The sequence below is a fragment of the Terriglobia bacterium genome, from assembly GCA_020073205.1.
Lineage (GTDB): Bacteria > Acidobacteriota > Polarisedimenticolia > Polarisedimenticolales > JAIQFR01 > JAIQFR01.
Genome location: JAIQFR010000006.1, coordinates 49,145 through 71,906, shown reverse-complemented (window position 1 = coordinate 71,906; position 22,762 = coordinate 49,145). Strand labels below are relative to the sequence as shown.

The window sequence follows — 22,762 nt, the reverse complement described above, 5'->3', positions numbered from 1 at the left end:
ACGACATGACGGGAGGAACAAGAGGCGTCTCCGGGACGCGCAGGCGGAGATCGACTGGACTCTGCCTCGTCGCCGCGACGCTTCTCTCCGTTCGATCGCGCACGGCCCTCGCCGCCGAGCCGCGATCGGACGAGACCGCGGAGCAGGCCGCCAGGGTTCTCATCCGGACCGAGATCGATCCGAAGGTCTTCGACGATCTGTACGTCCAGGCCTCGAGCGCGGCGGTGAAGAACCTCGAGGAGGCGATCCGGCCTTCGCTCCGCCGAGGCCTGACCGACGACGAGAGGAAGCGCCTCTCGCTCTTCTGGCAGCGGAAGATACGCGAGCTGATGCCGTACTCGGCGATCGAGAATCGACTGGTGCCCCTGATCACGAAGCAAGTCTCCCTCGAGGATCTCGAGGAGATCAACCGGTTCAACAGCTCTTCCGTGGGTCGCAAGGCCTCGGAGGCTCAGAACCTGATGTCCCGGGAGACGATGGCGGCGGGGGAGCAGCTGGGGAACAAGCTCGGGGACAAGGTCTGGCAGTCCAAAGTGGAAGAAGAGATGAGGCGGCAGTTTCCGCAGCTGTTCCCGCGGGCGATCGGGGGAAAGTAGGCGAATTGACGGACCGCCGCCGATGCCCGTGCTGAGCCTCGTGCCGATCGACTCCTCCGGCGCGCCCGCCGACGCCGGCCTCGAATTGGACGACCTGGCGCGGGACGTGTGCGAGTCCACCGCGGGGCTCTACCGCCGGGTCGGGTTCGTCCCGCCGTGGGTGTGCTATCTCGCCGTCTTCGACGAAGGGGTCGCCGGGACTTGCGGGTTCACGGCGCCGCCGTCCGCGGGGCGGGTCGAGATCGCGTACTACGCCTTCCCGAGGTCCGAGGGGCGCGGCATCGCCACCTCGATGGCCCGGGAGCTGCTGGCTCTCGCCCGCGCCGCCGATCCCGGAGTCACGGTCACCGCGCGGACGCTCCGTGAGCGGAACGCGTCGGTCCGCATCCTCGAGAAGCTGGGATTCACCCTCGAGGGCACGGTATTGGACCCGGAGGAAGGCGAAGTCTGGGAGTGGGTGCTGGCCCGGGGCGGCGCCTGAGCTCGCCGCGCGGGTCGCATCGGCGAGGACGCTTCCGTCCAGGATCTCCCCGTATACTTGCGTGCCGGTCCCGCGACACGGTTCGCCGCGACCACGGGAGGGTACGATGCCCAGGAGACCCGCCGCCGCGCTGCTGGCCGCCGTGATCGCCGCCGCCGCGACGGGCGCCGCCGCGGCCGGTTCGGTGCTCGTGTCCGCCGCGAGCAGTCTCAAGGAGGCGATCCAGGAAGCCGCCGAACGGTTCGAGGTCCGGCATCCGGGAACCGGGGTCGTGGTCAATGCCGCCGCCTCCGGTGTCCTGCTGCGCCAGATCGAGGAGGACGCCCCCGTGGACCTCTTCGTCAGCGCCTCCCCCGACGAGATCGAGCGCCTCGAGCGCGCCGGCCGGATCGATGTGGGCGCGGCCCGCCCCGTCGCTTCCAACCGGCTGGTCGTCGTGGTGCCGGCGGGGAGCAGCCCTCCCGCGACGCTCGCGGGTCTGGCGGCGCCGCGGTTCGACCGGATCGCGATCGGCAACCCGCGGACGGTTCCCGCGGGACGGTACGCGGAGCAGGCACTCCGATGGGTGGGGGTGCTGAACGCGCTCGCGACCCGCCTCATCCCCGGCGAGAGCGTTCGGCAGGTCCTGGAATACGTCGCCCGTGGAGAGGTCGCCGCCGGGATCGTGTACGCGACCGACCCCCGCGCGATGGGGGAACGGGTCGTGACGGGTCCCGAGGCGCCCAGAGGATCCCATGACCCGATCGTCTACCTGGTAGCCCCACTCCGCGACGCGCCGCACCCTACGGATGCGGCCGCGCTGATGGCGTTTCTCCTTTCGGAGGAAGGACGAAGCATCCTGGCTCGCCGCGGGTTCCTCCCCCCTCCTCCCCGATGATCTTCGCGGCGCTCCGGCTCTCACTGACGGTGGCGCTCGCTTCCACCGCGCTCGTCGCCTCGGCGGGGACGCTCGCGGGCTGGGTTCTCGCGCGATCGCGGTTCCGGGGAAAGGAGACCCTGGACGCGCTGCTCAATCTCCCGCTGGTCCTCCCCCCGACCGTGACCGGTTACTACCTGATCGCGCTGCTCGGCCGCCGAGGCCCGCTGGGCGCTCCCCTCTTTCGCGCCACCGGCTGGTCGATTCCGTTCACCTGGGCCGCGTGCGTCGCGGCCGCCGCGGTGATGGCGTTCCCGCTGATGGTCCGGTCCGCGCGGGTTGCTTTCGAGGGGATCGACCCGAGGCACGAGATCGCGTCGGCCAGTCTCGGGCACGGGTGGCTGTCGTACCTCCTCCGTATCGCCCTCCCCGTGGCGCGGCGCGGGCTGGCGTCGGGGGTCGTCCTCGTGTTCGCCCGCTCGATCGGAGAGTTCGGCGCGACCCTGATGATCGCGGGGAACATCCCGGGGCGGACGCAGACGCTGCCCTTGGCGATCTACGACGCGGTCCTCGCCGGCGAGGACCGCACGGCGCTCGGGCTCTCGGCGCTCCTCACCGCGGTCTCGGTGGGGGTGATGCTCGCGGCGGGTCGCCTCGGGCGGAGGCGGAGGTGACGGGATTCTCGGTGGACGTCGAGGTCGAGCTGCCCTCACGCACGGGCCGCCCGTTCCGGCTCGTGGCCGCGTTCGAAACCGAGGGCGGATTCACGGTGGTGTTCGGCCCGAGCGGCGCCGGCAAGAGCACGCTCCTCCTGTCGATCCTCGGGGCGATCCGGCCCGCGCGGGGAGCGATCGTGGTGGGTGGACGGGTGCTGTTCGATTCCGCCCGCCGGATCGATCTTCCGACCCGGGAGCGGCGCCTGGGAATCGTGTTCCAGGACGCGTTGCTGTTCCCCCACCTCGACGCCCGGCACAACACGGCGTTCGGCCTCCGTGGCAGGGACGGCGGGCCTCGGGCGGAAGAGGTCCTCGCGCGGGTCGGAGCGTCGGGTCTCGCGCGCCGTCATCCGGAGGACATGTCGGGGGGAGAGAGGCAGCGGGTCGCCCTCGCCCGGGCGCTGGCGGCCGCGCCGGCAGGCCTTCTCTTGGACGAGCCGTTCTCGGCGCTCGACGCGGCGTCCCGAGAGGCCCTGGGCTCTCTGGTGTCGAGACTTCAGCGCGAAACCGGTCTCCCGTTCCTCCACGTGACGCATGATCTGGGCGAGGCGCTCAGGCTGGGGACGAGCCTCGTGGTCCTCGACGCCGGGAAGGTCGTGCAGGTCGGTCCGCCGTTCGAGGTCCTGTCCGCGGCGGCGCGAACGACCGTCGCGCGAGCGGCCGGGTTCGAGAACGTGTTCGCCGGAACCGTTCTGCGGCACGAGCCCGAGGAGGGGTGGAGCGAGGTCGACCTGGACGGAACGCGGGTCGAGACGGGGCTCCTTGCCGAGCCGCCCGGAAGCCGCGTCGCGCTCAGCCTTCGCGCGGACGACGTGCTGGTCTCCGCCGGGAACGTCGCCGGGACCTCCGCGCGGAACGTCTTGGAGGGAACCGTGGTCGAGGTGGAGCGCCGGGGGCCTGTGGTGGAGATCGTCGTCGCGACGCCCGTGCGCTTCCGGGCCATCGTGACCCCCGCCGCCGCTCGAGCGCTGTCGCTCGCGCCCGGCCACCGCGCATGGCTCCTCGTGAAGGCGCTCGCGTTCCACCGGCTGGCCTAGGGGCCTGGATCGGGCATTCGATCCGTGAGCGCGCGCAGGAATTCGGGATGCGGCTTTCCCCCCGAGCGGAGCGAGGCGTGCACCTCGCCCCACGCCTCGGCGTAGCGCCCCTGCTGGAACAGGAGGACGGCCAGATTGTTGTGAGCGGCGATCATCCCGGGCTTGACCCGGATCGCATCCCTGTACGCCTTCTCCGCCTCGCCCGGGCGTTTGAGCTGCTCCAGCGCCAGCGCCAGATCGTAGTGGGCGCGCTCTCTTCCGGGATCGAGGCGGATCACGCGGCCGTAGAGGTCCACGGCCTCCTCGAGCTTCCCCCGATCAGCCAGCTGGTTGGCGAGGTTGATCATCGCCTCGGCCATCTCGGGGTTGGCGCGCAGCGCCTCCTGGTAGTGTGCGAACGCCTCGTCCGTCCGTCCCCTCTCGGCCAGCATCTTGCCGAGGTTGTAGTGAGCCATGAACGAATCGGGGCTCGCCTCGATGGTTCGAGTCCAGAGCGTGTCGAGGTCCCTGTAGGCTCCCCCCTGCCGCCAGGTCAGGAGCGCGAGGGCAAGGAGCGGCGGCGCCGCCCATGCCCAGCGAGGAACCACCCGAGGAAGTCGCTCCGCGAGCCGGGCCGCCCCGGCCGAGACGAGCGCGATCGGACCGATGCTCGCGAGATACTGGAAGTGGTCGGCCGTGAACGAGAACCTCATCGGGTAGACGTTGAGGAAGCCGAGGGCGGGGCCGAGGGTCACCACGTAGAACGCGTACGCGGCCAGCGGAGCGGTGCCGATCCTCTTCCGCGCGAACCAGAGAGCGGCGGCCGCACCCGCCGCCGCAACGGGAAAGAGCCACTGCGCGGCCGACCGGGCATCGAGGGTCCACCTGGGATACAGGAAGGCCAGGGGGTGCGGGAACGAGAGCTTCCCGAGATAGAACAGGACGGCACGGCCGGCCAGCAAGAGCCGCTCCGCGAAGGTCAGCGAAAACTCCCTCCCCTCCGCGCCGACCTGCGTCGCCTCGAGCCAGGCGGTGAGAAGGCCGAGCGTCGCTCCCACCGCGATCATGGCCGCGAGCCAGGGGACCGCGCGGCGCTCGATCCTCCCGCGCTTCCACAGGAGCACGATGGCGAGCGCGACCGGGAGCGTCGCGATCACCGTCTTCGCCAGCAGCCCGGCGACGAAGAGTGCCACCGCGGCCGCGGGGGGCCCGTACCGCGTCCGATCGCGGTCCCCGCCCCCGGCGAAGTGCCGGAGGAAGACCAGCGCCGACCCGAGGTAGAGGAGCCCGGAGAGAGCGTTCTTCCGCTCGGTGATCCAGGCGACGGACTCCACGTGGACCGGGTGCAGGGCGAACACCGCCGCCGCCAGCCAGGCCCCCGGGACGCCGAGGGTCTCGAGCACGAGCGCGAGCAGGATCGCCGACGCGGCGTGGAGCAGCACGTTGTCGAGGTGGTACCCGAGCGGGTCGAGGCCGTAGAGATGGCGCTCGATCCAGAACGTCGTGTGGGTCAGGGGGTAGTACTGCGGGGTCGCGCTGGTCGTGAGCCAGATCCGCGTAAGACCCGCGAGATCCTGGAGGTTGCGATTCCGGGTCACGTGGATGTCGTCGTCCCACACCCATCCCCCCCGGATCGCGGGGACGTAGGCCGCCAGGGTGGCGAGGACGATCACCGCGGCGATCCCCGCCATTCCGCGACTCATCCACGGCTTGGCCTCGCGACTCGCCGGCCTGGGTCGCATCGGCGCGACGCTCAGGACCTGAGGCGGTACACCGCGTCGAACGGGGCGGCGCCCGGAACGCGCTCGATCCCGCGCGCCGGGTTCGCGGCGAGCCGCTCCAGCACGTGGAAGGCGGTCTCCGCTTCCTCGGGGACGCCGGCCGCCGCGGCCAGCTCCTCGGCGGTGCCACCGGTGGGCCGGCTCCGGAGCGCCTCGACGAGCTTCCGCTGGAGGTCGAGCACCGCGGCCGCAGCCTTCTTCCCCGCCTCGACCCCCGGCTGGTGGTAGGCGTTCACGTTCACCAGGGTCGCGTAGAGCCCCACCGCCCGCTCGAACAGCGCGATGAGCGCGCCGACGCTTCGGGGACCTACGTCCGGCAGCGTGATGGTCAATGACGGTCGGCCGCTCTCGTGGAGGGCGCGACGGGTCCCCAGAAGGAACCCGGCGAGGTAGTCGCCGGACGTGACGCCCTGCTCGACCTCGAGCCCCTTCCCCTCCCGGTCCTTCAGCACCTCGATGAACGTGACGAAGAAGTTCGGCACGCCGTCCCGGAGCTGCTGAACGTACGCGTGCTGGTCGGTCGAGCCCTTGTTCCCGTAGACGGCGATCCCCTGGTGGACCGTGCGGCCGTCGAGGTCCTTCTCCTTCCCGAGGGACTCCATGACGAGCTGCTGCAGGTAGCGGCTGAACAGCGTGAGGCGGTCCTTGTACGGCAGCACCACCATGTCCTTCGCGCCCTTCCCGCCGCCGGCGTGGTGCCACGCCGCCGCGAGGAGCGCGGCCGGGTTCTTCGAGATCTGGCGGGAGCGCGTGAGGCCGTCCATCTCCGCCGCGCCTTTGAGCATCTCGCGGACGTCGATCCCCTGGAGCGCCGCAGGCAGGAGGCCGACCGCCGACAGCTCGGAGGTCCTCCCGCCGACCCAATCCCACATCGGGAATCGATCGATGAACCCGTGCTCGGTCGCGTAGCGGTCGAGCGCGCTCCCCTCCCCCGTCACCGCCACGGCGTGACGGCCGAGCTCGAGCCCCCGCGCGGCGTATGCCGCCTTGGCCTCGAGCATCCCGTTCCGGGTCTCGGGGGTCCCGCCCGACTTCGAGATCACGACCGTGAGGGTGCTATCGAGTCTCTTCCCGATCCCCGCCAGGACGCGATCGATCCCGACGGGATCGGTGTTGTCGAGGAAGTGCGGGGTCATCGGCGCGTCGTGCGCGCCGAGCGCGTCGGCGACGAACTCCGGCCCGAGAGCGGAGCCGCCGATCCCGATCACGAGCAATTGCTGGAACCTCTCCGTGCGCTGCGGCCGGATCTGACCGTCGTGGACGCGCGAGGCGAAGTGGAGGACCTTCGCCAGCGTGCGCCGAATCGCGTCGGCGATCTCGGGCGACGGCGCCAGCTCCGGCGCGCGGAGCCAGTAGTGCCCGACCATCCTCTTCTCGTCGGGATTCGCGATCGCGCCCCCTTCGAGGGCCCGCATCGCGTCGAGGGCGCCGAGGAGCGGCGCCTCCATGACCCTAAGGTGCTCCGGCGGGAGGTCCATCCGGCTCACGTCGAGCCGGAATCCGAGGTCGGCGGCGTCGTAGAGCCAGGCCCGGTAGCGGTCCCAGAGATCGTTGGAGGTCATGGCGGCGTCTCCTGTCCACCCTTGGTGAGTGAACAGGATAACCCGCCCGCCGGCCGGTCGTCTTGCCGGTCGACGGGCGGGTCGCCGCGTCCAGGCCCTACAACAGCGTTACGGGCAGGGGTTGTAGTTGCTCCTCTCCGCGCCCGTGGCGAATCCGAGCGTCCCTTCGTCCCCGGTCGCGCTTTCCGCCGACACCACGTAGAACCAGCCCGTCCCCACGGCCGGCGCGGCGCCGTCCGCTCCGTCTTGAGCCCCCGCCAGCAGCTCGTCGTGGCATACGCCGAAGGCCGCGTACGAGAGGCTCGTCAGCAGGTTGCGGTAGACGTGGTACGACGCCGCGCCGCTCGCGACGTCCCAGCTGAACGTCGTCCTCGAGGTCCACTGCAAATTCGGCACGTCCCCGGCGACCAGGCTCGTGTTCTCCTCCTCGAACGCTCCCATGTCGCTCTGCGCGTAACCGTTCCCGTCGTAATCGCGCAGCCTCAGGTCCCCATCGAGGTCGGTCCTCGGCTGCCCGGCGTACGATGACGGACTCGGGCCTTTGTCCAAGCACGGCGAAGTCGACGAAAGGTGGAAGTCCGCCGAGAACAGCGGGAGCGAGCAGATGTTCCCGTTCTGCCCTACGCAACACGGTGTGCCGGTATCGGAATACGACACGCTGGAGCATGCCACTCCCGAGAGATCCCCGCCGCCGTTCCCGTACACGATGCTGTTGGCGACGGTAACCGTCCCTCCCAGGGCCTGGATGCCTAAAACGGTATTGCTGGCTACGGTCGCGTAGTTGAAGCCCAGCGACCCGCTGTCGTTGATCGCCCCGGCACCGTTCTGCGCCATCAGGACGCCGGTGAAGCTCGTGGTGCCCGAGTTCCGGACCGCGGTGCCGGTGATCCCGGTGAGCCGCCCTTGCGAGAGACTGAGGGTCGCCCCGTAGTACACCTGGGCACCCGCGCTGACGTTCCCGCCGACGGCGATTCGCGTCGCAGTGGTCTGCCCCCCGTCCAGCTCCAAGGCAGTACCGGTGATGGATTCGAAGCCCAGGTCGCTCAAGGTGAGCGGCGCCCACGTCCGAATCCCGCCGGCTCCTCGCAGCACCAGATTACTGAGGGTGATGGGCGTCGTCCCCTGGCTCGACGCGATCTCGAACGCCGGGCCGCTACCGCCGTTGACGATCACGTCCTTCCCGCCGCTGGGTTTTCCGACGAAGTAGAATACCATGCCACGGTCGACGAACACGCTCTCGTTGTACGGCCCCGTCCCCGGCGAGATCTCGATGATCGTCCCGGATTGCGTGGCGTTGTAGACGGCCTCCTGGATGGACGTGAAGTCGCTGAAGTCGGCGGGATCCGTCGACACCCGGTAGACGGGGTTCGTGTCGCACGCGTCGCCTACGCCGTCGTGGTCCTCGTCATCCTGCGCGGGGTTCGGGATATCGGGGCAGTTGTCCTCTGCGTCGCAGATCCCGTCCCCGTCCCGGTCTCCTTCCGTGGTGAGAGTCTGGTCCGGGGCGTCGGGCGAGCCCTCGACGTTGCCGACATTGTCCCTCGCAGTGCTGTAGAACCGGTAGGTGTGGCCGCAGGCGACCGTGAAGACAGCTTGCGTGGCGGTCGTGTTCGTTACCACCGGCAGGAACGGGCCAGCGTTATCCGAGACGTAGATCGTATAGTCCTTGATGCCCGACCCGCCCGCGTCATCCGTGCCGTACCAGCTGACGAGCCTCCGGTTCGACGGACCGCCGGGACTTTGAACGATCGAGTTTACGCTGCTGCCGGGTGCCCCGGAGTCAATCGTGTTGAGCCAGGTGTTGGTGTTGATGGGGGCGTTCGTGTCGAAGGTGATGGTTGCGGAGTTCGTGATCTGCGTTCCAGTGGCGAGGCCGGTTCGCGGGCTGATCATGAACGTGACGTGGCCTTCGCCACTCCCCGTCGTGGGGTCGTCCGGAGGCAGCAGTCCGGCGAGCGGATCTGCGGGCACGTTTCCGGTTTTCGGATCAATTGTCTTCAGGCGCCACTCCAGCGTGGAACCGGTGTTCGTCACGGTGATCTCGACAAGGTAGCTGGAATTGACGAGCGGGACGGTCGCGGTTCCCGACGTCTGACCTACAAGGTCGGCGACGAGCTGTGAACCGAAAGCGATCTCGCCGAGCTGAAGGGTTGAGTAGTCGATATCGGGATCGAGATCGTCGGTGATTACGACCACCTGCGCGGGGGCGGACGCGTCCGGGCGATTCTCGAAGAAGATGGTGTACGGCATCGCGCCCACGGTGTTCGTGTACCCTTGGCTTCCGTAACCCGTTACTCCGATCTTCTCGTTGGGGTCATTGGGAAGGATGTTCTCGAAGATGTCGTGATCCTTAGGGGAACAATCGGCGCCGGTTGGGGCGTGCCCGAGGTGACATTGATCGTCTTCTTTCTTCTTATGGTCGTCGCAAGGGTAGTAACATGTCTCGGGAGTGCACTCTTCTTCATCGCTGAGTTCGCCGCATCTCCCCGCTTCAATCCCCTTGCACACAATCTCCGTGGTAAGCACTTCTGGTATTGCAAACAGCTCCTCGACTAACAGCTCGATGACATGAACAGCAGTACACGATAAGAACATCGCGCGTTCGCACCTCTTCTTCGGACTGTCGCAGGACACGCACGGCTTCGAACATCGCCCGTATCCCTCCTCTGCCCAGATGTCGCGCAGACCGCTGGGATCAGTCCGTCCAGTGGCGTTGTTTCGGACGTACGCGTAGAGGTTCGTCCCTCCAGCAATCCCAATCGGATCCTCGCTGATGAAACGTCCGATGGCGGGATCGTAGGAGCGTGCACCCATCACGTCGAGCCCCGTCTCGTCGGCCTGCACTCCCTGTTGGCCGACAAACCGGTAGCGGTTCGGTATGGACTGCGACGAGGTTAACACTGTTCCGAAGGGATCATACGTGTACCTATCTGCGCTGTCTCCGGTCGAACTAGTGACGAGCGACGTGCTGCCGAGGGCATCGCCATCGAAATAGTGCCTCGTGCCACTCGTGTCTTCGCCGTCCACCAACCCGAGGCCGTGGATGTACCGATTCACGAGGGAACCATCGCTAGCGTACTCGGAGGCGACGTCCACCAGCGCCTCCGGATCGTGCACGAAGGTCGTGACCTCTCCATCGTGTGTCGCGGTCACGCGGTTCCCCAGCGCGTCGTAGCTGTAGGAGAAGACGCCATTCGTGGGGGTCACGACCCCAGCCAACCGACTCTCCGCGTCCCATTCGAACGTGGTAGTGCCAGTCGCGTCCGTCTTGGATTGGAGGTTGCCGTCGGCGTCATACTGGTAGATCACCGCGCCGACCTGGAGGTACTGGTTCATCACGTTGGTCGCGTACTGCGTCTCGACGCCGTAGTCCTCCACCGACGTCCGGTTCCCCGCGGGGTCGTAGTGGTAAAGGGTATGCCGGCCTCCCGGGTAGTTGACCTCGGTCAGTTGGCCCTTGGCGTCGTACGCGTAATAGGTCGTGCCATCAAGCGTGGTCATGGACGTGCGCCGACCGCTCGAGTCGTACAGGTAGTCGAATCGCCCCTGGATGACGCCCCCCGGCCCGTAATGAACGATGCTCAGGATCTGGCTGTCCAGGTCGTAGGCGTAGGTCGTGTAAGTGCCGTTGCCCTTGTCCTCGCGCACGAGCCGTCCGGCGGAGTCGTACTGATACGTGACGATCGACGCGTCCGATCCGTCCTTGAGCCCGCTCAGGCGACCCACCGCGTCGTACTGGTAGTTCAGCGTGACGCCGTCATGGCCGGTGCGCTGAGTTCGCTTGCCCGATGCGTCGTACGAGAACGCGAACCACCGGCCGCCGGGATAGTCGATCCGCGTCAGGAAGTCCCGATCGTCGTACTGCATCGAGATCGTACCGGATTCCGTATCCGTCGCCGAAATGAGGTTGTTGTGATCGTCGTAGGCGTAGTTGGTCGTGCGTCCGGTCGGATAGGTCTTCTGGACGCCGCGGCCTTCGGAGTCGTACGCGAATCCCATGGTCTGATTGCGGCGATTCGTGGCAGAGACGATGTTACCGTGCCCGTCGTAGGTCGCGGCGCGGGGAAGAAGTGTCGGATCGGGGTACTGGATGGAAGTCGTGTTTCCGTGCGAGTCCGTCGTGTAGTCGGTGAGGTTCCCCCGCTCATCCTTCAGCCAGTCGAGGCGGCTCAAGTCCGCAGTCCACCCGTACTGCACCGAGTGGCCTAGGGCGTCCTGGACCTGGTTGACGTTCATTTTCGAATCGTACCAGTACGCTGTCGCGGCCTCGCCGGGCGCGACCACGCTCGCGACACCCGTGTCCGGCCCGTAGGCGAATTGCGTCGTGGCCCCCAGGGCATCGGTGAAGCTCAGGATCTCACCGTCGAGCCCGAAGTTCATGGCGTAGCTCGAGCCGGCGGCCGTTGTGACCGTGCACCCGCCGGGCTCGACGTAGGCGTAGCGCAGAGCATTCGAGCCCCCGCTCGACGACTCCTCGGTCAGACGCCCCAGGTCGTCGTAGGAGAACGATCGCCCCGTGCCGTCCGGGTAAGTGATCGTGGTCAGCGCATGGTCCGAAGGAAAGCCCGTCGGCGGGTTGTACTCGTAATCCGTCTCGCGTGCGCCGTACAAGGTGACGGAAAGAAGGTGGTCGTCGGAGCCGTCGTACAGGTACTGAACCTGACGTCCCGCTTGGTCGGTGAGACCGGTGATCCGACCATCCGAGGAATAGGCAAAGTCAATGTGGTAACCGTTGCTGTGAGCGATGGACGTCAGAAGCCCGCTATCGTGGGTCAGCGTAAGGCGATTTCCGTTCGAGTCCTCGATGTACTGCATGGTGCCGTCGGGGCCGAACGCAGTCGTCCGACCGTCCTTCTCGCGAAGGAGCCATCCTGAGTCGGCGCGCTGCGTGAGCGAGGCAGGGTCGCCGTTCTCCGCGTACCAACCAGCCCTTCCCTGCGTGAAACTCCTTCGTAGCTCGCCGGGTCCCCGGATCTCGATCACGCCCGAGGTCGGACCCGCCAGAGTGACTTGGTAGTTGTGAGACCATCCACGGCCGAGCGGTCCGATCTTGAATCGTTCGTCGATGGCCGTCGGGTACGTTCGCTCGAAGACGATTGGCAGACCCGGGGCGCCGATCGCGAGATCCGCCGCGGTCTCGAGCTTTTCTTTGGGGAGCAGTCGTCCCTTGGCCCGCTGGAGCTCGAGGTTGAAGAGGTCCCGGACCGCGTAGGTCTTGCGGCCGTGGCTCGCGAGGTATACGGCATCGGCCAGCAGGGCGTCGCGATACTGCTGGCGGGTCGCACCGATCTGCGCCTTGACGTTGGTCCAAATGGCGGTCCACGCGTCATCGGGCACGTCGTCGGGACGCAGCGCCTGTTCCATTCCTGCCCAATCGATGGGCGCGGAGTCCGCGGGCAGTTCGGAGACATCAAGTTCAAACGTCGCGTGTGCGCCGAGATTCGGGGACTGGAAGTAAATCGGAACGGTGTAGGTCTGCCCTGGTGGGATCCTGTCGATGGAGCCGTCTGGCCCGAGCGTCAGCACCTGTATAGGGCCGTCCGAGTACGGTCCACGCGAGGACACGCGGAACGGGACGCCCTGAGTGCTCGTCGCTATCAGCAAAGACGGAACGAGATCGACGTTGCCTTTGTTTTCGTAGAGGATCGACGTCTCGTAGTCCCTCCACGGTCGCACGTAGTGGGATTCGCAGACGGAGCAGCGGACTGCGCCAGGTTCTGCTGCGCTGCAAGTCAGTTCGCACTTTGGGAAGAACCGGACCTGAAGTCCTAAGGGAGTGGCGGTCTGGACTGTGAATCCACCGGACTTCGTTTGCTCCAGGCCGTTTGGGTTTCTCACCACGACGTCACGGAGGCCTATCGCTGCTCCCGCCAGGTTGAACGCCGCTGTGAGTTTGGTCCGCGACGGCACGCCAGAGACCCCCGTGCCGGTGATGTCGGGCTTACCCGCGGAACGGAGGAGAATGGTCGCTAGCGGATCGAGATCGGTCCCGTAGATCTCCACACGGACGCTGCCCGCATTACCTCCTTGGTCCGGCGTGACGATCAGGTCCCCGTTCCCCGATCCGGAAGAACTCGCCCGGTAGGGCTGAAAGAGCACTCCCGTCGTCACCGCCGATCCCGATCCCGGCCCCTGACCTGATGGACCGGATGCGTGGCCCCACCAGTTCGAGGTTGCATCCACGACCCAGGTCGATGTCGTGTTGTTGACTCCCCACTGCGAGCCGATGAGGTCGCTGTCCCGGATCAGTGGCTGGGACAACGAGGACTGGATGCACGTGCCAACCGCGGAGCAGGTCAGGAACCTCGAGAGGCCGCTGGTCGTTGCTCCGTCAAAGAACAAGCCCGTCGTTGAATGGTCGAACGTAAGGCGCATCGCGGTCTGCAACGCGCCGCGGACCTGCAGCGCGCTGCTGGCGCCCGAAATTTGTAGATCGGTAAGGTCTGCGCTTCCCGTGCGCTCGACGAGTAACCCGGTCCAAGAGCCGGGGGAGGGCGAGGTCGAACTGGTCATCACGACACCGGGCGATCCTGGGCTGACAATCAAGTTCCCGGGGGCGCCGGAGGTCCCACCGATAATCAAGCTGGCGCCGCTCGCAAACCTCGCCGTCACCCCCGATTCGATCGTCAGCGTCGTAACGCCATCCGGACCATCGGTGCCCTGCGTGTGCAGCGTCGCGAGTATGGTTGGATCGCCCGCCGCCCGCGCCCAGACGCCATCCAGGGTTTGCCAAGGGCTGTCGGGGACATATTGGACAAATCCGTGGATTTCGTAGGTCGCTCCGGCCACCTTGTGCACCACGTTGTCCAGGGTCAACCGCGCCGCCGTGTTCGCGCCAACCCGGGATGTCCGCGATCCCCAGTTCTCGAACGTGTTCCCCGACCAGGTCACAAACGTGCAGTCATCCCGGATGCTCTCGATCCTCGGACAATCCGTGACCGATCCGCTGTCTCCTTTTCCGACACTGATGTCGTAGCTTCCGTTGCCTTCGAAGGTCGTCCGGGTTACCGTCAGCGAACTCGCGCCGAGAATTCCCTCCGCCGAATTCGACGTTACGAAACTATCCGTCAACGTCAACCTACCCAGGGCGCCGCCTGCGTTGTCGTTGTAGATTCCGGCGAGCGTATTGGACGCGATCGTGCTGTGGCTAATGGTGGCGCTGCCATCACCCAACGCTACTCCGTAGCTCGCGGATTCGCGCACGATAACGTCGTCCAAGATCACACTGGTCACGCTGGCCCCATAGCCGCCCACGTAGATCGCACCGCTGTACGAAGAGCTGCGGTACCCGCCCGCGTATTCCACGACCGCGTTTCGGATCAACGAGCCGGTAGGGGTCCCTCGCTGGAAGGCGATGCCACCCCATTGGCCTCGCGCCGGAGTCGCACTACTCGTCGTGAACACGATCGTCGCAGGCCCGCCCGCTGCGTCCCCGTCCGCGACCAGGCGCCCCGGCACGTTGTAAGCCACCGAGATCCCCGCCTGGGTGCCTGAGAACTGGACTCGAACCCCAGGGTCGATCGTAAGAGTGGTCACGCCGTCAGGGCCGTCCGTCCCCTGCACGACGATTCCGCCCAGCACTGTCACGGTATCCCCGGCCGCCCGTGACCAAACACCACTTCGTGTTTGGTAACCGCCTCCGTACGCTCCGTTGACCTCGTACGCGGCCCCAGCCACCTTGTGCACCACGTTGTCGAAGGTGAGCCGCGCCGCGGTGTTCGCATTCACCCGGGACGTCCTCGCGCCCCAATTCTCGAACGTGTTCCCCGTCCAGCTAACAAGGGACGTCTCGTCGCGAATACTTTCGATCCTCTGACAGTCGGTGACCGATCCGTTGTAGACGGCGCCATCAAACCAAATGTCGTAGCTCCCGTTCCCTTGGAAAGTCGTTCGAGCCACGGTTACTGAGCTCGCGCCATGGATCCCCTCTCCGTCGTTCCCTGCCACCGTACTGTCGCTCAGAATCAGCCTGGCCTGAGCGCCAACGACGATCCCCCTCTGAGAGGTCGACGTGATGGTGCTGTGGCTGACCGTGCATGTCCCACTGCCGTAGAGCGATAGCCCGTACGTCGCCGACTCCCGCACCGTGATGCTGTCCAGCGTCAGACCCGCACCGGAAGTCTCAAACTCGATCAACCCGGGCGAGCCGGTCCAGAGCGACCGACCCGCATACTCGACAACCGCGTTTCGGATCACGGAATCACCCGCCCGGTTCGCGAAGCGCAGGCCGCGCCAGTACCCGCGCGATGGGGTAGCGGTGTTCGCCGTGAACCGGATCGTCGCGGGACCCCCGGACGCGTTTCCATCTGCGATCAGTGCTCCAGGGCTGTCATACCCGAATTGGATCTGGAGATCCTGGTTGACACGAACCACAATGCCGGGCTCGACCGTGAGCGTCGTCACGCCATCGGCACCGTCCGTGCCTTTCACGTCGAGGTTTCCGAGCACGACCGGATCACCCGCGGCGACGGCCCACGCGCCGTCTCTCGACTGCGTCCCATTGGTGATCCCGTACCGGGCCCCGGCGATCTTGTGAACAACGTTGTCCAGAGTAAGACGGGCGGCGACATCCGGGTGCACCTGAGAGACTTTTTGGCCCCAGTTCTCGAACGTGTTACCCGTCCAAGTGAGCGGGTTGAGCGGCGGCGCCGCGATCTCGAACCAAACGCTCTCGATTCTCGGGCAATTCGTGACCGAGCCCGTGATATAGCTCGTGGGATGAATGTCGTAGCCGCCGTTTCCGGAGAAGGTCACGCCCGAGATGGTCGCTGCCATCGATCGGTTCAGGTAGATCCCATCTCCCGCGTTCGACGACACCGTCCCACCCGATATCGTCAGAGTTCCGCCCCAGCCGCGCACTGCCTCCTGATTCCCCGAAGTGATCGTGCTCGAACTCACCTGGACGGTTCCGACCTCCATCCACAGGCCGGCCTGGTCCGACTCGCGAATCGTCACGTTGTCCAGCGTGAGGACGCCCACGGACAAGCGCGACCAGATGGAACCGGGGTAATCCCCGTTCGACGGTACGCGTCCCCCGTAAGCCACGGTCGCGTGACGGATCGTCGACGATTGCGCGCTGTCGGCAAAACGGAGGCCGCGCCAGAAACCCCGCGTGGGCGATCCCGTGTTCGCCGTGAACACGATCGTCGCGGGACCACCCGCTGCGTCCCCATCTGCCAACAGCGCTCCTGGAGCACCGCTACCGAAGAGCAGGTAACAGTCCAGGTTGAATCGGACTTCGACCCCCGGCTCGATCGTGAGCGTCGTCACGCCGTCGGATCCGTCAGTGCCCTTGACCTGGACAGCTCCGGTCACGATGTACGGCGACCCCGCGAGGGTCCAGGTGGTGTCGGTGGAGATCACCCCTCCGGGAACGGCCGTGGACGCCCGCGCGGTCGCGGCCATCGCTAGGCCGCACGTAACTGCGAGGCAAACGCCGAGGATCTTGACGTGATTCGAGTGCATGAACGTTCCCCCCAAGACTCAGCGTTGGATTCACGCCGGCTCGTTGCCTGGCCAGGATGAGACGTTGTCGCCCGTGAGATTTGCCCAGACCTATTGTGCGGACCCCCCCAAGGCCTGCATGAATGTTCTATACCCCGCCGTTCTGCGTGAATCAAGTGAATTAGCCTCAATTCCAGAGGGCTCGTACGAATCGAGGTGAGTTTTGTCCCCTTCCATATCGCCCTGCCCTGCGACCCACCCTGAGGTTCTTGTCCCCATGCGATTCATGACAGGCGATCCAACGCGTTTATTCGGACACGCGGCGTCGGAGAGCGGAGAATCGAGGGGGAAAGCCGAACCCGCTGGCGCGAGCCGAGGAAAACTCGCCGTATTGTGTCTTCAATGGAGTAGGTAAGTATTGTTTCGTGCTCGGCCACGGCCGGCCGGCCTGCCTGCCTTGGACGTTTTGCAGCGAATGGGATCGTGCGGGCCCAGTCGCGGTTAGAATCCGGGGTGGTCGCCTGTCTCCCGCGACGAGGAGATCCGGCGCGCGACGATTCCGCGTGCCGGACCGCCTCGCGAGGAGCAGGCCAGGGCAATGCGAAGGTCATGGTACAGAACGAGCGTCGCGCAAGCCGCCTCCGAGCCCATTTACGCTGCTGAGCTATGGACGATTCTCACGACCGGGAACTCGAGACGAGGCTTTGCGAAGGCGACGACAGTGCCTTCTGGGCACTCATGGATCAGCACCACCGGGTCATCGACCTCGTGCTCTTTGGAATCGACTACTTTCGGAGACGACCCCTGGAGCGAGAAGAGGCGGCGATGGCGGTCGCGGATCGCGCGCACCGGAAGCGACATCAGTTCCGCGGCAAAGGCAGGTTCAGGGCCTGGCTGGCGATCCTCACGCGCAACGAGGCGCTCAACCGGGTCCCGAAACTCGGGCGCGATAGCCATCGGCGCCACAACATACCGACGGTTTCCATCAATTCCGGGCCGGACGGCGACTCCGTCCCGATCGCCGTGCACGGCGCGCAGGAGAGCAACCTCTTGCAGCGAGAGGTCGACGAGGCGCTCGACGGTCTCGACGAGAGGGACCGCCAGTGCGTCACGCTCTTTTTCCTGGGCGGGCTTACGGACAAAGAGATCGCCGAGGCGATCGGCGAGGCCGATCCTCGGCTCATCGCACCCATTCGTCACAGGGCGATCGCGAAGCTCCGAGAGAGCCTTGACGTGCGGGGCGTCCGATGACCATGGAGAAGCACCCTACGACGGAACAGCTGGTCGGTCTCCTCGACGGGACCGCTGAAGCGGGTGAGCGTGCGGCTTTGGAAGCGCACCTCCAGGGGTGCACGTCGTGTCGGGGTCAGCTCGACCGGCTGCGACGAACGGTCGATCTCGTCAAGGAGTCGGAGGGTCGCCGCGCAGGCGGTACCTGGTACGGTGCGGCACGCGAAGCGCATGCCCGGGAGGTCGCGGCCGTGCCCCTCGGAATTCGTCTGGCTCGACACTGGCCCGCGTGGGCGGGTTTTGCCGCCGCGGCGGTCGTCCTCGTGGTGTTGACCTACCCGGCCTATCTCGGGGTGATCCGCCTGCCGATCGCGGAGCGGCAGGCCACAGGGCTCCTGGCGGAGAAAGGGCAAGACGCTGCACAGATTCGTGAGCTGCGCTCCTCGCTGGACGGAGTTTCGGACCGGTTGCGCCGGGCCACCGAGTGGGGCGGGGCCGTCGAGCTGCACATCCTGCCCAGCGCGCTTCGCGGCGGTCGTCCGGCGACGCTGGAGGTGAACGCCGGACAGCCCTTCGTCCTGCTCGGGGTCACGCCGCAGCTTCCGGGGCTCACCGCGAGCACCCGCCGATTCGTGTTCGCGATCGCGGGACCGGCTGCCCAACCCCTTTGGTCCTGCGAGATGTCCGCGTCCGAGATCACCGCTCGCGTGAACGAGACCAACGTGGTAACGCTGGCGGTGCCGGGATCGCTGCTCCCTCCTGGACGTTTCGAGCTGCGGGTCGCTCCCGTCGACGCCGGCGGCGGCGAGCCACTGCTCAGAATCCCGTTCGAGATCGTCCGGAGGAAGTGAGGCTGTAGCTCCACGGGGCTGGGTGCTGCCCGGGGAGTCGTCTCAACGCCAGTCTCCGGCCGCCACGAAAGCCGCCCAGTAGAAGGGGTGCGTCGACTGCTTCCGCGCCCGGCGCGCCGCGAGCACTCGTAGGCTCGCATCTCGCACGGCTTCCGCCGTCGACCGGCCCGATCCGAACCGGCTTTCGTACAGCGCCCGCATCCAGGCTCGGGTCGCCGCGTCGTCCACGTCCCACAGGCTCAGGATCACGGTCCTCGCCCCCGCGACCTGGAACGCGCGCCGAAGTCCGAATACGCCTTCTCCCGTGCCCAAACTCCCCAGCCCCGTGCTGCACGCCGAAAGGACTGCCCACTCCGTCCCCTCGAGGTCCAACGAGGCAACCTCGGCCGCCGTCAGCACCCCGTCCTCGTCGCCAGGTCCGGCGTTTTCTCGTCGGTTGGCCCCGGCCAGCGCGAGTCCCGACAACAGGAGGGGGTTCTCGCCGGCATCGGCGTGGGAGTCGTGACCCGCGTTGGCAACGTTCCCGGGTCCTCCGCCGGATGGAGCGAGGAGAGAAGGACAACGGTCTCCCAGGAAAAAGCCATGGGTCGCGAGGTGCAGCACGCGCTTGCCGGGGGCTTGCGCCTTGAACGACGACTCGTCGGCGTCCTTTCCCAAGAGCGACGAGGCGGGCTCCTGGGCCTCGAGGCTCGTCGTTCGCCGATCGCGCCAAGCTCGGGTGACCTCCTTGACCTCCCGCTGCGTCTCTCGGAGCGGCGAGAAAGGCTCGAGCCCCCGGTCCCCGCATGCGGAACGCAGTCCTCGGGTGATCGCCGTGTCGGGCTGGGGAGATCCGGCAACCACGGCCATGGCTCCTTTGCCCTCGACGGTCTTGTGCTTGGTGGCCGTGACCGCGGACCGGGGCTCCGCGTCATAGGCGGGGTCACCCAATGCCAACAAGCCGCGAGCCCGTCCAGAGTCCGCCCCGATTCGGACCAAGTCCCGCTCCGACGACACGTAGTGGATGAGCGGCCCCTCCTGCAGCAGGAAAGCGTCGTTCCCGACCGGCAGCGACGCGAAGCTGACCAGGTGCAGCATCCCCTCGGGGGCCACGAACACGCGTTGGGCGCCGCTCAGATGGGGGACCAGCGGGTCCCAGATTTTCGCGCGAAGCCGACCACCCACCTCCCGGTACGCTGAGTCGGCCTGCTGCGGGGACCTCACCTTGACGCGCCCGGCGCCGCCCGCCTCCTCGCGCCAGCGGGTCACCGCCTCGTCGATGTCGCTCTGCGATCCCAGGGGCACGACAACGGGCTCGTCGGAGCCAGCCCGCAGCACGAACGCGAGGTAGGAGCGGACAGGTTTGCCTACGGTACCGTCTTTCGAGGGAACCGTTGGCTGGAGCCGGTCATAGGTGAAGTAGGAGACCAGGGCAGCATCGGGCGGGAGAGAGGCGGCCACTTCGGCCAAGCCGATCCGGCTCCGCTCTTCTTGTCGGCGGAACCTGGCACTCTTCTCGGCCAACCTTCTCTCGCATTCGTCGGTGGCTCTTCGCGCCCGCTCCAAGATCTCCCGGTGCTGCTCCCGATCGACGGACTCAAGTGACCGCTCGTAGAGGTTGGCGAGCGTCGTCACAGCCCCCTGCAAATCGAGCCAGAGCGGCCTCGATTCCGGATCGCGGCTCGCCCCGCGGCGCGAGATCATCTCGTCGAGCACCAGCGCCCGGGAACGGAGTCCGGCGTCGAAGACCCGTCGTACCGCCTCGGACGTCGCACCCGGCTCGGCAGCGATGATCAGGGCGAGGTTCATCCCCGACGTGCGAGCGACCGCGTATCGCAGCGCCCGTCTCTCCTCAAGCGAGCGGATGGTCAGCACGAGATGCTCGCGGCTCGCCGTCTCCGCGCTGAGCGCGGCTTCGAGGGCGCCTGCCGTGTCACCCGTTCGATAAAGAGCGCTCGCGAAATACCTTCTGGCTCTCGCCACAGCCGGGTGGTCGACCCCCAGCGAGTCGGTCCGGACGCGGATCGCCTGCCCGATCCACGAGGTCGCCAGGTCTCCTCGCCCGGCAGCGTCCTCCACTCTCCCGAGGCCCTCGAGAGTCTCCGCTCGGTCGGGATGATCGGGAGCCGACTCCGCGAACACGGCGAGCGCTCGCTCGAAGTAGCCTCTCGCTTCATCCAGCCGGCCGGCCTCGAGGGCGAGACTCCCGCTGGTGTTCAAGATCAGAGCCAGATTCGGCTCGCGGGATCCTGCCTTCTCCCAGATCTTCCTCGCACGATCAGCGTAGGATGTGGCCCGATCGAGATCACCGTCGGACTGATAGACCGTGGCCAGGTTGTGCAGAACGCTCCCGGCCAGAGTGCTCTCCTCGCCGTCGTCGCGCGAGTGAATCGCCAGGGCTCGCTCGTAAAGTCGTTTGGCCTCCTCCAAGTCCCCCATTTCGGCGTTCAGCTTCGCGAGATTGTTGAGCGGGAACGCCATCGTGTGGCTCTCGGGCCCGAACACCTTCTCCTTGATTCCGATCGAGCGATCGAAAAGCGACCTGGCCTCAGTGTACTGGCCGAGATCATCGAGGAGCATCGCCAGGTTGTTCAGGATGATCGAGTACAGGCCCTGGTCGGTCGCGCCCTGTCGCTCGATCCAGGCGATCGACCGGTCGAAAGCGTCCTTGGCCTCCGCGTACTGGCCCGCCGAACGGAGCAAGAGACCGAAGTTGCAGAACGTCCTGGCGCCATCCGTGAGCCTCGGCCCATCGTAGCCGTCCAGGGCGCTCGTGCACTGCCGGTACAGGTCCCGGGCCTCCGCGAGGTACTGGCTTTGGTAGTCGATGATGGCGACCTTGCCGAGGCTGATGGCAATCTCCATCGGGTCGATCTGGGAGAGGCTCCGCTTGATGGTCACCGCCCGCGTCGCGATTTCGCGGAGGTCGGGTTTCTCGGACTTGGTCTGGCGCATGATCGAGTCCGCCAGGACGTCGAGCGTTTGGGCCGTCTCCAGAGAATTCGGCCCGAAGGTCCTCTCGCATTCCACCAGCGTCGAGCGTGCCGCGGCCTCCGCTTCGTCCAGCCGACCCGCCTTGATCAAGTCCCTCACCTGCTGGAGATCAGGGGTGGCGGCGGAGACGATCGTCCAAGAGACTGACGCGGCGAGGCATCCCGCCGCTATCCAGGAGATCCGAAGCACTGCTCGCGGAATCGTCATGCGGACCCCTCTCTCGAAGTTAGACCCCGCCGTCGTTTGCAAACGATGGGTGGCCAAAAAAGCTACGCCCCCCTCTTCGGGAACGGATCTTCGACGTCCTGTCTCACGCGACGAAGCCACCAGCTCGGATGATTATCCGCGATCGTCGCGGATTTGAGAATCCCGGACGCGCTCCGAGTCATCGCCTCTGCCGCGAACGGAGAGCGGCGTCGGGCCAAGCCCACCGTTCGCCTCACAGCTCCTTCTCGATCCAGGTTGCCTTCCCCATCCGCCGCAGGATCGTCTCCACGTGGCGCCGGTACGCCCGGCTCGGGGAGCCCGGATGCCAGTCCTCGGGATCCGGCAGCGACGCCGCGAGCTGCGCCGCCTCCTCGTCGCTCAACTCGGCGGCGGACCTCCCGAACCAGTGTCGCGCGCCGGCTTCCGCCCCGTACACCCCCGGCCCCAGCTCGACCACGTTGAGATACAGTTCGAGGATGCGGCGCTTCGTGAGGTGACGCTCGATCTGCCACGTGAGAGCAGCCTCCTTGACCTTGCGGAGCGGGTTGCGCGACGGGGAGAGCCAGAGGTTCTTCGCGAGCTGCTGCGTGATCGTGGACGCGCCGCGCGGCAGCTCGTGCTCCTCGATCGCGTCGTGAACGGCGCCCTTCATCTCGCCGAGTTCGAAGCCGTGGTGCGAGAAGAACCCGATGTCCTCGCCGACCAGGACCGCGCGCTTGAGATTCGACGAGATCGCCGCGTAGGGGACGAAGGTCCATAGGACCCGGTCGCTCTTCCCCGCCGCCCGCCGCTCGGCCCGGTAGCGCTCGATGAACGCGGTGGTCCTGGGATTCGCCACCGCGAGGCGGGACACGTCCGGCCAGGTCAGCGCTTCCCACGCCGCATACCCCGCGGCGACCAGGAGGACGAGAAAGGCCACCGTCAGGCAGCCGCTACTTCCCCGCCGCTTCCGCCCGCCGGACTTTCGCGCGACCATGGCCGGCGCATCATAACGCCAGGCCCCGACGCAGACGTTGCCAACGGGACGACGACGACCTAGACTCCGATCC

12 protein-coding genes are annotated in these 22,762 nt (G+C 66.8%); 7 read left to right on the top strand and 5 right to left on the bottom strand.

Annotated features, from left to right (window positions below):
- Positions 1-5: 5 nt before the first annotated feature.
- From LAO51_02310 to LAO51_02290, 5 genes are all read left to right on the top strand, one after another.
- Positions 6-596 carry a DUF2059 domain-containing protein gene (locus LAO51_02310; GenBank protein ID MBZ5637570.1) on the top strand — a complete coding sequence of 197 codons (591 nt, stop codon included), beginning with the start codon at positions 6-8 and terminating at the stop codon, positions 594-596.
- Positions 597-618: 22 nt separating this feature from the next.
- A complete protein-coding gene (locus LAO51_02305; protein ID MBZ5637569.1) occupies positions 619-1,077 on the top strand; it encodes a GNAT family N-acetyltransferase in 459 nt (152 codons plus the stop codon).
- Positions 1,078-1,183: 106 nt separating this feature from the next.
- Complete coding sequence (gene modA / locus LAO51_02300) at positions 1,184-1,954, top strand: molybdate ABC transporter substrate-binding protein (GenBank protein MBZ5637568.1); 771 nt, start codon at positions 1,184-1,186, stop codon at positions 1,952-1,954.
- Positions 1,951-2,607: a molybdate ABC transporter permease subunit gene (gene modB / locus LAO51_02295; GenBank protein MBZ5637567.1), complete on the top strand. Its 657-nt coding sequence runs from the start codon at positions 1,951-1,953 to the stop codon at positions 2,605-2,607. The genes modA and modB overlap by 4 nt, the downstream gene beginning before the upstream one ends.
- On the top strand, positions 2,604-3,686 hold the full coding sequence (locus LAO51_02290; GenBank protein MBZ5637566.1) for an ATP-binding cassette domain-containing protein: 1,083 nt from the start codon (positions 2,604-2,606) through the stop codon (positions 3,684-3,686). Before modB ends, LAO51_02290 begins: the two co-directional genes overlap by 4 nt.
- Here LAO51_02290 and LAO51_02285 read toward each other — a convergent pair.
- The 3 genes from LAO51_02285 to LAO51_02275 form a co-directional block, all read right to left on the bottom strand.
- On the bottom strand, positions 3,683-5,368 hold the full coding sequence (locus LAO51_02285; GenBank protein MBZ5637565.1) for a tetratricopeptide repeat protein: 1,686 nt from the start codon (positions 5,366-5,368) through the stop codon (positions 3,683-3,685). The two genes, LAO51_02290 and LAO51_02285, sit on opposite strands and share 4 nt — an antisense overlap.
- Positions 5,369-5,418: 50 nt before the next feature.
- Positions 5,419-7,008, bottom strand: coding sequence for a glucose-6-phosphate isomerase (locus LAO51_02280; protein ID MBZ5637564.1), 1,590 nt, complete (start codon positions 7,006-7,008; stop codon positions 5,419-5,421).
- A 108-nt stretch (positions 7,009-7,116) separates the two neighbouring features.
- Positions 7,117-16,473 carry a right-handed parallel beta-helix repeat-containing protein gene (locus LAO51_02275; GenBank protein MBZ5637563.1) on the bottom strand — a complete coding sequence of 3,119 codons (9,357 nt, stop codon included), beginning with the start codon at positions 16,471-16,473 and terminating at the stop codon, positions 7,117-7,119.
- Between the two features lie 645 nt (positions 16,474-17,118).
- On the opposite strand from LAO51_02275, the gene LAO51_02270 reads away from it, so the two are divergent.
- A complete protein-coding gene (locus LAO51_02270; GenBank protein ID MBZ5637562.1) occupies positions 17,119-17,703 on the top strand; it encodes a sigma-70 family RNA polymerase sigma factor in 585 nt (194 codons plus the stop codon).
- Complete coding sequence (locus LAO51_02265) at positions 17,700-18,533, top strand: zf-HC2 domain-containing protein (GenBank protein ID MBZ5637561.1); 834 nt, start codon at positions 17,700-17,702, stop codon at positions 18,531-18,533. Before LAO51_02270 ends, LAO51_02265 begins: the two co-directional genes overlap by 4 nt.
- Positions 18,534-18,575: 42 nt before the next feature.
- Here LAO51_02265 and LAO51_02260 read toward each other — a convergent pair whose 3' ends face one another.
- Entirely contained in the window at positions 18,576-21,713 is a 3,138-nt protein-coding gene (locus LAO51_02260) for a CHAT domain-containing protein (GenBank protein MBZ5637560.1), read from the bottom strand.
- Positions 21,714-21,945: 232 nt separating this feature from the next.
- Positions 21,946-22,689, bottom strand: coding sequence for a monofunctional biosynthetic peptidoglycan transglycosylase (gene mtgA / locus LAO51_02255; GenBank protein ID MBZ5637559.1), 744 nt, complete (start codon positions 22,687-22,689; stop codon positions 21,946-21,948).
- Positions 22,690-22,762: the final 73 nt, after the last annotated feature.